Genomic DNA, 13,149 nt, shown 5'->3' on the forward strand with positions numbered 1-13,149 from the left:
ACAACGCAGGACGGGTCCGGCGCGCCGCCCCGCGATCGCCGCGAGCGCGGCAGACCCGCCGTGATCGTCCTGAGTTGCGAACGTCGAAACCACTGACTCGCAGACCGGGGCCCGCAGCCCGCTTCCCGACTCAGGCGCCGAGCGCGACCGCCGTCCACGACACGGGCGGGAGCGTGATCGTCAGGGTGCCGTCGGCGAGCGACGCGCTCTCGTTCGCGACGAGGCCGACGCGCTCGCGGTCGTCGATCGTGTTCTTCGCGTAGACGTCCTCGTCGTGGATGCCGTTCGCCTCGACGATCGAACCGACGCCGAGCGCCGAGACGTCGACGGTCACCGTGATGGCCTCGTCCTGATGACGGTTCACGAGGAACACGGCCGCGGTCCCGGCCTCGGCGTCGTAGGTCGCGACCGAGTCGACGAGCGGTGCGTCGCCGTGGACCTTCGTGGCGTAGCTGCCGACCTCGATGCGCGGCGAGAGCACGACACCCGACGCGAGTCGGCTGGTGACCGAGAACGGGAAGAACGTCGTCTGTCGCCAGGCGCCGCCACCCGGCTCGGTCATGATCGGGGCGATGACGTTCACGAGCTGCGCGAGGCTCGCCGACCCGACGCGGTCGCTGTGCTTGAGGAGCGTCATCAGCAGGTTGCCGAACACGACCGCGTCGGCGACCGAGTAGACGTCCTCGATGAGGCGGGGCGCGTAGGCCCACTCCTCGATCGTGCCCTCGATCGCGTTCCACTCGTCGAGGTACCAGACGTTCCACTCGTCGAACGAGAGCTGGATCTGCTTGTCGGAGTGACGCTTGTGCTGCACGTGATCGGCGGCCGCGACGACCGTCCGGATGAAGTACTCCATGTTGAGGGACGACGCGAGGAACGACCCGAGGTCGCCGTCGCGCTCCTGGTAGTACGCGTGGCAGGAGATGTAGTCCACCGAGTCGAAGCTGTGCTCGAGGACGGTGCGCTCCCAGTCGCCGAAGGTCGGCATCGACGAGCTCGACGAACCGCAGACGACGAGCTCGAGCTTCGGGTCGACCATCTTCATCGCCGACGCGGTCCGCGCGGCCAGCTTGCCGTAGTCGTCGGCAGACATCGCGCCGACCTGCCACGGCCCGTCCATCTCGTTGCCGAGACACCACATGCTGATGCCGTAGGGCTCGGGTGCGCCGTTCGCGATCCGCTGGTCGGACAGCGCCGTGCCGCTCGGGTGGTTCGTGTACTCGAGGAGGTCGAGCGCTTCGAGCACCCCGCGCGTGCCGAGGTTGACGGCCATCATCATCTCGCTGCCGGTGAGCTTGCACCACTTGGCGAACTCGTCGACGCCGACCTGGTTGGTCTCGAGCGAGTGCCACGCCAGGTCGCGGCGCACGGGACGGTGCTCGCGCGGCCCGACGCCATCCTCCCAGCGGTAGCCGGAGACGAAGTTGCCGCCGGGGTAGCGGATGGTGCTCGTGCCGAGCTCCGTGACGAGGTCCACCACATCGCCGCGGAAGCCGTCGGCATCGGCGGTGGGGTGGCCGGGCTCGTAGATGCCGTCGTAGACGCAGCGGCCCAGGTGTTCTACGAACGAGCCGAAGATCCGGCGGTTGACGGGGGCGACCGTGACGTTCGGGTCGATGGCGATGCGTGCGGTGGTCATGCGTGATCCTCTCCGGGGACGTCGTCGTCCAGACTTCTACAACGTTGAAGGTAAACGTTGTAGAGACAGTCTCGTGTGCCGATCGACAGCTGTCAAGACACGTTCGGAGATGGGGATTCAGCTCTGACGGACGAGGGCGTGGTCGACTCACGTCGTACCAATTCGAAGTCCGCGTAGACCCGACGGGGTGGCACGTCGTCGACACCCCCGGCGATCCGCTCGACGAGCAGCGACACGGCGGTCAGGGCGATCTGCTCCCGCCCAGGTGCGATCGTCGACAGCGACGGCAGGGAGTACCGACCCTCGTCGATGTCGTCGAAGCCGATGACCGCGACCTCGTCGGGCATGGCGACGCCTCGTTCACTCAGGACGCGCATGGCTCCGAGCGCCAGGGCGTCGTTGAACGCGACGATGCCGTCGAACGTGACACCCTCGTCGAGCATCTCGCGCATCGCGAGCGCTCCGTCGAAGCGACCCCAGACCGGGACCTCCCGGACGAGCGCCGGATCGAACACCATGCCGGCAGCCTCGAGCGCCGCTCGATACCCGGCGAGACGCAGACTGGCCGAACCGACGATGTCGGCGCGGTGCGCTCCGAACGCGACGATCCGTGTCCGACCGAGCCCGATCAGATGCTCCGTCGCGGCACGCGCTCCCTCGGTGTTGCGCATCGTCACGTGGTCGTTCGGCGCGTTGAACATGCGCTCACCGAGGAGCACCATCGGGATGGTGACCTCCTCCACGACGGCGAGATCCTCGTCGCCGAGGTGGAGCGCGCTGTAGAGGACACCGTCGACCGCACGGAGTCGCGCACCGCGCAGGAGCTCTGCCTCGCGTGCCCGGTCGCCGCCGCTGAGCTCGATCAGCACCGACAGGCCGAGCTGGTCGGCGGCGTGCATGACGGCGTCGGCGAGTTCGGCGAAGTAGGAGTTCCTGAGGTCGGGGATGATCAGGCTGATGACGCCGGAACGACCGGAGCGGAGCCCGCGTGCGGAGAGGTTGGGGCGGTAGCCGAGTTCGGCGATGGCGGCGAGCACCCGCTCCTTGGTCGCCTGCTTGATGTGGGGGTAGTCGTTGACGACGTTCGAGACGGTCTTGGCGGACACCCCGGCGAGCTTCGCCACGTCGTGCAGGGTGGTCGCCATGATCCTCCTCGGCGGCGGCATCCCCGGCCGCCCAGTACGCACTCTACAACGTTGAAGGAGCGGCCCTGGATCCGGGCTCGTGAGCGGTGACGGAACCGGTGGACTCCCTCGGGACGACGCGGTAACCGCTGACGATCGCCCGCGGTTCCTCCGGCTGCCCGGGCGCGGCGATCCGCTCGATCAGCAGCTCGACGGCGCGCTCGGCGATCTCCTCCCGGCCGATGTCGACCGTGGACAGGGTCGGGAGGGCGTAACGCGTCTCGTCCAGGTCGTCGAAGCCGATGATCGCGACGTCGTCGGGGATGCGGAGACCAGCGTCCTGGAGGACGCGCATGGCGCCGAGGGCCATCGCATCGTTGAAGGCGACCACGCCGTCGAACGGCAGGCCCGCGGCGATGACCTCGCGCATCGCGTTCGCCCCGTCGCTGCGGTGCCAGCTGACGACCGTGCTGACGTAGGCGGGGTCGGCCGGGATGCCGGCGGCTTCGAGCGCCTCCCGATACCCCTGGAGGCGGAGGGCGGCCGGCCCGAGGGTGTCGTGCGGGTCGGTGCCGAGCGCGACGATGCGGCGTCTGCCCTGCGCGAGCAGGTGTTCGGTCGCCGCGCGGGCGCCGTCGACGTTGGCCATCGTCACGTGGTCGCGGTCGCCGTCGAACAGTTGCTCACCGAGGATCACCATGGGGCCCTCCGGGAGGAGTGCACTGTCGTCGCGGTCGAGGCTGAGCGGGCTGTAGAGGATGCCGTCGACCAGCTGCATGCGCGGCCCACGGAGGATCTCGAGCTCGACGTCGCGACCGCCGGCGACCTGCTCGATGAGCACGGAGAGCCCGCGCGCACGAGCCTGACGCATGACCGCGTCCGCGAGCTCCGCGAAGTAGGCGTTGCGGAGGTCCGGGATGATGAGGCTGATCACGCCGGACCGGCCTGAGCGGAGGCTCCGGGCCGAGAGGTTGGGGCGGTAGCCGAGTTCGGCGATCGCGCGCTCGACCTTGGAGCGGGTCGCGTCGCTCACGTGCGGGTAGTCGTTGACGACGTTCGAGACGGTCTTGATCGAGACGCCCGCTCGTGCGGCGACGTCGTGCATCGTGATCGACACGCGTCTCCTCCCCCGGCCGGCTCCCGGCTGTCAGCAGACTACCGCTCCGTCGGGACGGGGTGTGGGGCCGCCAGCGCGGTGCGCTGACGCGAGCGCGGGTCTGTGGCGTGAGCGCGGGCCTCCGGAGGGGCGCGCCCATGCGGTGGACCCGCGCTCACGCCGATCCGAGCGGTCTGGGGTCAGCGCACCGCGCTGGCGTCACGACAGCACGCGAACGACGGGCGCTAGACGTCAAGCGACGAGCGACGGACGTCCACTCGATTAGCTGTCGGTGAGCGGGACACGTTTCTTCGGCTCGGTCGACATCCGGTGCAGCAACGGCACGGCGATGATGAGCGCGACACCGGCACCGAGCAGCAGCCCGCCGATCGTGTCGCTCACCCAGTGGGCACCGAGATAGGTCCGCGACAGCATCATCAGCAGCGTGTAGGCGACACCGATCAACCACACCCAGACCCGCGGGAAGATGATCCCGAACGCGACGGCGATGGTCGCCGCGTTCGCACTGTGCCCGGAGGGGAACGAACCGAAGTCGGCGTGGACGAGGATGTCCTCGGGCCGTGACCGACCGACGATGTTCTTGATGATCTGCACTGCTCCGGCGCTCAAGGCGGAGACCAGCGCGAAGTACAGGGCGGCCCATGGACGGCGCAACAGCAGCAGGACGGCGATCCCGAGCAGCGGCACGACGAAGATCGCGACGACCCCGCCTCCGAGCCAGTTCATGACGAGCGCAGCCTGGACGAGCCACGGCGAACGCTCCTCGAGGACCTCCTGCATCCACTCCTCGTCGAACCCGAACGGGGCGTTCGGACCGCGCTGGAAGAGCAGTACGCCGAGCAGGAGGACGAGGACCACGGCGATCGCGCCGCTGATCAACGGCCACCGCCGGGAGACCTTCGCGGCGAGCTTCGGATCGGGCCGGATCGACGCCGGGTCCGGATCCATCGCGAGCGAACCCGACTCGTCGAGCGCGGGCGAGACCGCCTCGTGCACCTCGGGAGCCGGTGCAGCTGCGGGATCGTCGTGGTCGTCGGGTGCCGTCATCGTCCCATCATGCCGTGTCGGGCATGTCTCACGCGCGGGCTTGCGCCGAGAGGATGTCGTGCTGATCGCCGCGCCGATGCGCCACCGGACGCGTGCCGACGGGCAGTGAAAACCGACGTCCGGCGAGCACGACCCGCGAGCCTGGCGGGCGATACTGGAGCAGTGACGACCGACGCCCGAACCGCTGCCCTCGCCGACGACGCACGGTGCCCCTGCCTGTCCGGTGAGACGTACGGCGCTTGCTGCGGCCGCCTGCACCGAGGCGAGTCGTCGGCGGCGACCGCGGAGGCGCTCATGCGGTCACGGTTCTCGGCCTTCGCGGTCGGCGACCCGGAGTACCTGTTGCGCACGTGGCATCCGTCGACCAAGCCGGCATCGCTCGAGTTGGACGACTCGCTCCGCTGGTACCGGCTCGACATCGTCGCGACGTCCCGAGGTGGGCTGCTCGACACCGAGGGGATGGTCGAGTTCGTCGCGCACCACAAGGTTCCCGGCGTGCGGGGCTCCGCGGGGAGCCAGCACGAACGGAGTCGGTTCTCGAAGGACACCGGCGCGTGGACGTACGTCGACGGCGTGGACCCCTCAGTCTGACCGGGACCCGCCCGACCGATCCGGCCCCGATGCCGGCGTCAGCGCGGTGCGCCGGCCCGAACCGCCCGGGACCGGCGTCAGCGCGGTGCGGCCACGTGAGCGAGCCCGAACCGGCGCGACCGCGGGTCGCAGCCGTGAGCGCGCCGCTCCGGAGACCCGCGCTCACGCCACAGGCCCGCGCTCACGTCAGCGCACCGCGCTGGCGCAGCCCACCAGGTCAGCCGGCGAGGGCCGGGACCTTCTTCGGCTGCACGATGAACCAGAGCGCACACACCGACACGACCGAGGTCGCGGCCATCACGGCACCCATGGGGATCGCGGTACCGATCCCGAGCACACCGACGATCGGCGAGATGAGCCCCGCGAGACCGAAGTTGAGCGCCCCGAGGAGCGACGCCGCCGTCCCGGCCTCGTGCCCGTGGTTCGCGAGTGCGAGCACCTGCACCGCCGGGAAGCCGAAGCCGCACGACAGGATGAAGAAGAACAGCGGCACCAGCACACCGAACAGCCCGACGTCCGCCATCGTCAGCGCGACGATCGTGACCGCCGAGATGAGCTGCACGATGGTCGTGCACGCGAGGATCCACTGCGGCCCGTACCAGCGCATGAGGCGCGACGAGATCTGCACCCCGGCGACGATGCCGAGCGAGTTCACCGCGAACAGGAGACCGTACTCCTGCGCGTCGAAGTCGTAGACCTCCTGGAAGAGGAACGACGAGCTCGAGAGGTAGGCGAACAGGCCCGAGAAGCTCATGCCGCCGATGAGGGCGACACCGACGAACACGCGGTCGCTGAACACCGAGCGGTAGCGGTCGCGGACGGTGCTGTGGCCGGCGTCGCGACGCCGCGCCGGAGGCAGGGTCTCGACGATCCAGAGCGACACCGCGATGACGACGAACAGTCCGTAGGCGGCCAGGAACACGAAGAGTCCGCGCCAGTCGAGGACGAGGAGGAGCTGCGACCCGATCACGGGGGCGGCGATCGGCGCGAGCCCGTTCACGAGTGCGAGTCGCGACAGCATCCGCACGAGCGGCTTCCCGCCGAAGAGGTCGCGGACCATCGCCATCGCGACCACACCACCGGCCGCCGCACCGGCGCCCTGCAGCACGCGGAACACCATGAGCCATCCGATGTCGGGCGCGAATGCGGCGCCCACCGAGGCCGCGATGTGGATGCTCGTCGCGAGGATGAGCGGGAGACGCCTGCCGACCTTGTCGCTCCAGGGCCCCATGAAGAGCTGGCCCACCGCGAAGCCGATCGTGGTCCCGGTGAGGGTGAGCTGGATGAGGCTGACCGGGACGTCGAGGTCCTGTTCGAGGATCGGGAACGCCGGCAGGTAGAGGTCGATGGTGAACGGCCCGAGTGCGGTGAGCGCGCCGAGCACGAGGATGTAGACGAGGCGCTGCCTGCCCGAGAGCGAGTCGCCGGGGTGGACGACGGTGATTCCTGCGGTGTGCACTGGTGAACGGATTCCTAGCGAGGTGCGGGGGGGGGGTGGAGGGGTGGTCCGAATCGATGTCGAATCGATTCGAGAAGAGGCGTCAAGGCTAGCAGCCGGGGATGCGTTTTCGCGACACCCCAGGACGACCGATCGGCGTCGACCTCGCTCCACAGGCCCTGGGGAGCAGGGTCGTCTCACCGACTCCCAGGCGACCGCCCAGCATCCGTTTCACGACGTTCGCTAGGCTGATCCGGCTGCAGACGAACCGGTCGCGGTCCGCCTGCCTGAAGCCCGATCCACCCCGCACAGACGCCCGATGCAGGCCCCGTAGCCGCCGACGGAAGAGAGCCATGCCAGACCACTCCCGAGCCCCGCTGCCGTTCCAGGTCGACCTCCGCGGAGTCGTCGACCTGCTCAGCCGCCACATCTACTCGGGACCGCGCGTCTACCTCCGCGAGCTCCTGCAGAACGGACGCGACGCCGTCGCAGCCCGTCGCGCCGACGACCCGACGGCGCCTCCTGGCAGACTCCTCATCACCCCGCACGTGCCACCGTCCGGCTCGGAGGCGGGCTCGCCGTTCCGATTCCGCGACGACGGTGTCGGGCTCACCCGCGACGAGGCCGCAGAACTCCTGGCGACGGTCGGCCGCAGCTCCAAGCGCGGCGACCTCGACGAACTCCAGCGCGGCGACTACCTCGGCCGGTTCGGCATCGGTCTGCTGAGCTGCTTCATGGTGGCCGACACCATCACCGTCCGCAGCCGCTCGGCTCGTGGCGGTCCGGCCATCGAGTGGATCGGCGACGCCGACGGCACGTTCACGATCCGAGAACTCGACGACGTCACGACCGCCGCTATGCCGATCGGCTCGGAGGTCGTGCTCGACCCACGCATCGACGGTCCACTGCACGACGGCAGTCTGCTCGGGCACGGCACGGTGCTCGGCCTCGCCACGACGTTCGGACGCTTCCTCGACCTCGACGTCGAGGTGGTCGATCCCTCCGCACCCGACCACCCGGTGCGCATCAACGTCGACCCGGTGTTCCGGACGGCTGAGGCGACGACTCGCGAAGCGCTCCTGGCGTTCGGGGAGGACCTGCTCGGGACGCGCCCGTTCGACGCCGTCGAGATCGTGGTGCCCGGCACCGGCACCCGGGGCACCGCCTTCGTCCTCCCCTCGCCGCCTCCGCCGGGCGCCCGGCAGGCGAGCCGCGTCTACCTCGGCGGCATGCTGCTGAGCGAACAGATCGACGACCTGCTGCCCGAGTGGGCGTTCTTCGTCCGCTGCATCGTCGACACGACGGGGCTCCGCCCGACGGCGTCGCGCGAGCAGCTCGTGCAGGACGACGCGCTGGAGTTCACCCGCGAGGCCATCGGTGCAGCCCTGCGACGGTGGATCCTCGACCTCGCCCGTCAACGGCCGCACCGACTCCAGGAGTTCATCGGCGTCCACCAGCTCGGCATCAAGGCGATCGCCGCGCACGACGACGACCTCGCGAGCGCCGTGGTCCGGTGGCTCCCGATCGAGACCTCCGCCGGCACGACGACCATCGACGAACATCTGTCGCAGACCGGCGTCATCCGGTACACGGCGTCCCGCGACGAGTTCCGTCAGATCGCCGCGGTCGTCGACCCGGCCTCACCGATCGTCAACGGCGGGTACGTGTACGACCAGGAGATCCTGGAACGGCTGCCCCACCTGATCGACGGCGTGCGGGTCGAACGGGTGACGGTGGCCGACGAGCTCGACAACCTCGAGCCGCCCCACCTGGACGACCTCGCCGCGACGACGGCACTCGAGGACCGCGCCAGTCGTGTGCTCGCCGAGGTGGAGTGCCGGGTCTCGGTTCGCCGGTACCGGCCGGACGACCTCGCCGCGCTGTACGTCGCCGACCCGTCCGTGCTCCGACGGCTCGAGCGGCACCGGGCCGCCTCGGTCGCGCCGGGTATCTGGTCGCAGGTCGTCGGGGCCGTCGACTCCTTCCTCGCCGACGCCGGCCCGGGAGGTGCTGAGGCCGACACCGCCGCCCGGCTCTGCCTCAACTGGAACGCGGCGCTCGTCCGCCGCTTGGCGACCCTCGACGACGACCTCGTGTTCGAGCGCAGCATCCAACTGCTCTACGTCCAGGCGCTTCTCGCCGGGCACCGCCCCCTCGAAGCACGCGACCGCCGCATGCTCGACGCAGCCATGACCGACCTGATCGGCCTCAGTGTCGGTCTCGACGACAAGGAACTCCGATGACCGACACCACCGCCACCCCCGTGAACGACATCGATCCCGACGCGAGCGTCCAGGACCTCCTCGAGGAGGCCGACACCCTGCCGTGTGGTCCCGCCGAGCGAGCCCTGCTCGACGAGGCGCTCCGGCGAGCCGAGGCCGCCGGCGACGAGGAGGCCGCGTACGCGACCCGCATGCGGTTGACCCAGTCGGCGCACATGACGGGCGACACCGACGCCATGTTCAGCTCTTTCGGCTGGTGCGTCGGCAAGCACGATGCAGACCCGGAGCGCTTCCCGATCACGGTCGACGGCTGCGACCTGCTGTTCCAGTACAAGTGGATGGCCGGCCGGCTGTCGACGAACCCGACCTTCTCGCTCGCGCAGATCGAGGCCATGCACGAGGACATGCGCGCGCGGTACGCGGCAGCGGGCGCCACGATGAGCGGCGTGGTGCAGTCGCAGTTCCACATCGCGACGGTGACCGGTCGCCTCGACGAGGCCGCCGCGTTCCTGGAACGCCGCTCGACCATCGAGGACGACCGGTACAGCCACTGCGAAGCGTGCGTGCGCAATGAGGACGCCTGGTTCCACCAGCTCCGCGGGCACGACGACGACGCGATCCGGATCTACGACGAGATGTTCGAGAACCGCATGAGCTGTGGCGAGGAACCGGAGACGAGCGAGGCACAGGCGCTCCTCCCCTACCTCCGCGCCGGCCGGTTCGACGACGCCAAGGCGGCGCACCAGCGCAGCTACCGGGTCGCCCGTTCCAACGCCGACGGATTCGGCATCATCGCCGACCACCTCGTGTTCTGCGCCGTCACGGGCAACGAGGCGCGCGGCCTGGCGATGCTCGAACGCCACCTGCCGACCCTCGTCAACGATCCCATCAACCTGTCCGGGCACGCCGACGGGCTCATCGCGGTCGGCGTCCTGCTGGATGCCGTCGCCCGAGCCGGTCACGGCGATCTGCCCGTCCGCGGCGCCGACGCCCCGGACCTCGTCCGGTACCTCGGCACCGAGTCGACCGACGCCGCCGACTGGACCGTCACCGCGGTCGCGGCGCGCGCCTGGGCGGCCGCCGAGCACCTGACCCGTGCCTTCGACGAACGCAACGGCAACGGCTTCCGTACCGAGCGACTCGAGGCCGCGCGGGCACTCGCGACCGAACACTGGGACCTCCCGCTGTCGGTCGAGGGGTTCGCAGCCCCGGTCGCCGAACCGGAACCGGCTACCACGGCCGCCGAGTGGCGTGAACGGACCTCCGCACTCCTGCAGAGCGCCGACCCACGCGGTGCGATCGTCGCCGCCGAGCAGGGCCTCGCGCTCCTCGCGGACGCCGCGGATCCCGACGAGAACCTCCGCGCCGGGCTCCTCGGTGCGATCGCGCAGGCAGCGGTCATCGAGGGTGACGACGACCGCGCTGCGACGGCCTGGGCCGACCGCGGTACGGCGCTCCGCGCGGCCGGACGCATCGCGGTCGCCGACGTCGAGGCCCGCTTCGGCGTGGCCCTCCTCGGCACGGCGACCGAGGACCGGCTCACCCTTCTGCTCGCCGAGCTCGACGACGCGCGTCTCGTCCCCGTCGACGCGGACCGGCTCATCCACACGCTCGTCGTCACCGCACGCCATGCGTTCGAGCTGGCGGGAGCGCAGACCGAGCAGGAGTCCGCGGAACGGTTCATGGGGATCGCCGACCGACTCGCGGGTGAGGCCGTGCTCGCCGCCGCGGTCGACGATCCGGGCGAGGCAGGCCCACCGGCCCGCCTCCTGCACGCGCACCTCTTCGCCGTGACCGGCCGGATCGAGGAGGCGGCAGAGCTCCTCGACCCGCTCCTCGAGCCCGAGCAGCGGGCGTCGGTCCGCCTCCCGGCATTGACGCTCCGCACCCGGATGCTCGGCGGGGCAGGGGCCTTCGCCGAGGGGGTCGCGCTCGCCGACGAGCTCGTCGCGCTCCAGACCCTCCTCGGCAACCGGCTCGGCATCATCCAGGCATGCACTCTCTCCGCGGCCCTCCTGAGCGACGCCGACCGGGATCGCGAGGCCGCGGCCCGCATGCAGCTGGCGATCACCCACGCGAAGCGGGCGGAGTACGCCGACCTCGACTCGCTCACGCTCCAACTCGCGCGGTACCTCCAGTTCGCGGGCGATGCCGCCACGGCGCTCGAGCACTACGACGAGGTCTACCAGGCGAAGCGCGAGCACGCCGCGCCGGGTGAGCTCGCGGACCTGCTCGCCAACATGGGCGAGGCCGCGCGCATGATCGGCGAACACGGCATGGCGTACGGCGTGTGGCGCGCCGCGATCGACGACGCCGCGTCCGTGGGGAACGACCAGGTGGTCATCCGCACCGGCTTCGGGTTGAGCACGCTCCTCGTCCAGTTCGAGGACGACGACGCGATCGAGGTCATCGACCAGGCACTCGCCGCCGCTCGCCGTCTGGGCGACCCGCAGCTCCTCGTCCAGGCACTCCAGCGTGCGGCGAGCGCACGGGCGGCCTTCGGCGACGACACCGGGCTGCCGCTCTACTCGGAGGCTCGTGACATCGCCTCGGCGCACGAGGCGGCGTGGCTCGTGGCCGACATCACCGATTCGGAGGCACGCTCGCTCGGTGCGCTCGGACGTGCCGACGAAGCGACGGCGACGGCTCGGCTCGCCGCTGCGGGGTTCGTGGCCGCCGGCGACGAGAACGGCGCGGCGGTGGCCGAGGTGTTCGCGGCGAGGTCGCGGGTCGCCGTCGACGACCACGCCGGTGCCGTCGACCTGTTCCGGTCGGCTCGCGGACGCCTTCCTGCCGGCTCGCCCGACTGGACGACGGTCACGGCCGAGCTCGCGGACGCGTACGCGCGATTGGAGCAGCACACCGATGCGGCACTGCTCCGGGCCGAGATCGAGGAGTGATCGGGACCGTCCTCAGCGCGCCGACGGCACCGCGAGGACGGTCTTCGGACCGCGCCTAGGGCAGTCGCGCGAAGGCGCGGACGGGGAAGGTCGCGAAGTCCTCGACGAGCGGTGGCGTCGCGGTGAAGGCGGCGCCGCTCGCGGGGAGCTGTTCGAGGCCGGTGAGGTGCTCGACCACCTGGATCCCGGCCTCGAGGAGCAGCGAGTGGGCCGGACGCGCGCCGCCGGATCCCGGTTCGGTGTCGTCGATGTTGATGGAGTCGATGCCGACCAGCACCACGCCCTGCTCGACGAGGTACCGGACCCCGTCCTCGGCGAGGTAGGGGGCGTCCTTCGTGTAGGCCTCGGTCGCGAAGTGGCGGTCCCACCCGGTGTGCAGGAGGACGGCGGTCCCGCGCAGCTCGCGGTCGAGGAAGACGTTCGCGCCGATACCGCGTTCCGTCGAGTCCTGGAGGTGGAACACCTCGGCCGGGAGGTCGACGAGCTGCTCGAGCGTCAGGCTCGCGAGGTCGCCGCCGCCGGCGTAGCGGTGGTACGGGCTGTCGAGGTAGGTGCCGGTGTTGCCGACCATCTCGATGATGTCCATCGCGAACTCGGTGCCCTCGGCGTACTTCGGGCGCGAGTCCTCACGGGTGAGGAACGGACGGATCACCGGCTCCGGCAGCCCAGGGTAGGTGCGGAGGCCGGCGCGGATCGGGTGGCTGAGTTCGACGAGCACGCCCGCCGGACGGGGGCGCACGGCGTCCGCATGCGCCGCGCTGTCCGGGACCTCGAGCCCGGCCGCAGCAGCCGCCGCCAGGATCCCGCGGGAGCCCTTGTGCTGCTCGCGCACGATCTCGAGCTTGGTGATGCGGATCTCGCCGACCATCGCGAGCCCGAGGTGCGTGACGAGCAGCCGACCGACCTCCTGCTGCTGCGCCTTCCCCTTCGTCTGCGCGATGGCGGGCGGCAGGTCGAGACGGAAGTCCTCGACGGCGAGACCGCCGCCGTTCAGGAAGCTGACGGTGGCATCGAGGACGGCGCGTTGTTCGGTCATGCCCTCATTCTGACGGGTGCCGCGAACCCTGCCGA

9 protein-coding genes are annotated in these 13,149 nt (G+C 70.5%); 3 read left to right on the top strand and 6 right to left on the bottom strand.

Going from position 1 to position 13,149, the window contains the following annotated elements:
* Window positions 1-130: 130 nt before the first annotated feature.
* The 4 genes from arfA to AC4PMY_RS11810 all read right to left on the bottom strand — a co-directional run bounded on the left by arfA (window position 131) and on the right by AC4PMY_RS11810 (window position 4,927).
* On the bottom strand, window positions 131-1,639 hold the full coding sequence (gene arfA, locus AC4PMY_RS11795; RefSeq protein ID WP_491622809.1) for an arabinosylfuranosidase ArfA: 1,509 nt from the start codon (window positions 1,637-1,639) through the stop codon (window positions 131-133).
* Window positions 1,640-1,731: 92 nt separating this feature from the next.
* A complete protein-coding gene (locus AC4PMY_RS11800) occupies window positions 1,732-2,784 on the bottom strand; it encodes a LacI family DNA-binding transcriptional regulator (protein ID WP_491622810.1) in 1,053 nt (350 codons plus the stop codon).
* 43 nt (window positions 2,785-2,827) lie between these two features.
* Window positions 2,828-3,880: a LacI family DNA-binding transcriptional regulator gene (locus AC4PMY_RS11805; RefSeq protein ID WP_491622811.1), complete on the bottom strand. Its 1,053-nt coding sequence runs from the start codon at window positions 3,878-3,880 to the stop codon at window positions 2,828-2,830.
* A gap of 261 nt (window positions 3,881-4,141) precedes the next feature.
* Window positions 4,142-4,927 carry a phosphatase PAP2 family protein gene (locus AC4PMY_RS11810; protein WP_491622812.1) on the bottom strand — a complete coding sequence of 262 codons (786 nt, stop codon included), beginning with the start codon at window positions 4,925-4,927 and terminating at the stop codon, window positions 4,142-4,144.
* A 162-nt stretch (window positions 4,928-5,089) separates the two neighbouring features.
* On the opposite strand from AC4PMY_RS11810, the gene AC4PMY_RS11815 reads away from it, so the two are divergent.
* A complete protein-coding gene (locus AC4PMY_RS11815) occupies window positions 5,090-5,518 on the top strand; it encodes a YchJ family protein (RefSeq protein WP_430893641.1) in 429 nt (142 codons plus the stop codon).
* A 217-nt stretch (window positions 5,519-5,735) separates the two neighbouring features.
* Here AC4PMY_RS11815 and AC4PMY_RS11820 read toward each other — a convergent pair whose 3' ends face one another.
* Window positions 5,736-6,977, bottom strand: coding sequence for a multidrug effflux MFS transporter (locus AC4PMY_RS11820; RefSeq protein WP_231884319.1), 1,242 nt, complete (start codon window positions 6,975-6,977; stop codon window positions 5,736-5,738).
* A 332-nt stretch (window positions 6,978-7,309) separates the two neighbouring features.
* Between AC4PMY_RS11820 and AC4PMY_RS11825 the strand changes: the two genes are divergently transcribed.
* Both AC4PMY_RS11825 and AC4PMY_RS11830 read left to right on the top strand, forming a co-directional pair.
* On the top strand, window positions 7,310-9,199 hold the full coding sequence (locus AC4PMY_RS11825; RefSeq protein WP_491622813.1) for an HSP90 family protein: 1,890 nt from the start codon (window positions 7,310-7,312) through the stop codon (window positions 9,197-9,199).
* Window positions 9,196-12,078 (top strand): hypothetical protein, encoded by a 2,883-nt coding sequence (locus AC4PMY_RS11830; RefSeq protein ID WP_491622814.1) that lies wholly within the window; start codon window positions 9,196-9,198, stop codon window positions 12,076-12,078. The genes AC4PMY_RS11825 and AC4PMY_RS11830 overlap by 4 nt, the downstream gene beginning before the upstream one ends.
* A 55-nt stretch (window positions 12,079-12,133) precedes the next feature.
* Here AC4PMY_RS11830 and AC4PMY_RS11835 read toward each other — a convergent pair whose 3' ends face one another.
* Window positions 12,134-13,114, bottom strand: coding sequence for a cyclase family protein (locus AC4PMY_RS11835; protein WP_064294986.1), 981 nt, complete (start codon window positions 13,112-13,114; stop codon window positions 12,134-12,136).
* Window positions 13,115-13,149: the final 35 nt, after the last annotated feature.

Source organism: Plantibacter sp. MDV22-iso1 (genome assembly GCF_058408345.1).

Bases quoted from the DNA above. Each gene is read 5' to 3' on its own strand.
- arfA (WP_491622809.1), bottom strand. From the start codon at position 1,639: ATGACCACCGCACGCATCGCCATCGACCCGAACGTCACGGTCGCCCCC.
- AC4PMY_RS11800 (WP_491622810.1), bottom strand. From the start codon at position 2,784: ATGGCGACCACCCTGCACGACGTGGCGAAGCTCGCCGGGGTGTCCGCC.
- AC4PMY_RS11810 (WP_491622812.1), bottom strand. From the start codon at position 4,927: ATGACGGCACCCGACGACCACGACGATCCCGCAGCTGCACCGGCTCCC.
- AC4PMY_RS11825 (WP_491622813.1), top strand. From the start codon at position 7,310: ATGCCAGACCACTCCCGAGCCCCGCTGCCGTTCCAGGTCGACCTCCGC.
- AC4PMY_RS11830 (WP_491622814.1), top strand. From the start codon at position 9,196: ATGACCGACACCACCGCCACCCCCGTGAACGACATCGATCCCGACGCG.
- AC4PMY_RS11835 (WP_064294986.1), bottom strand. From the start codon at position 13,114: ATGACCGAACAACGCGCCGTCCTCGATGCCACCGTCAGCTTCCTGAAC.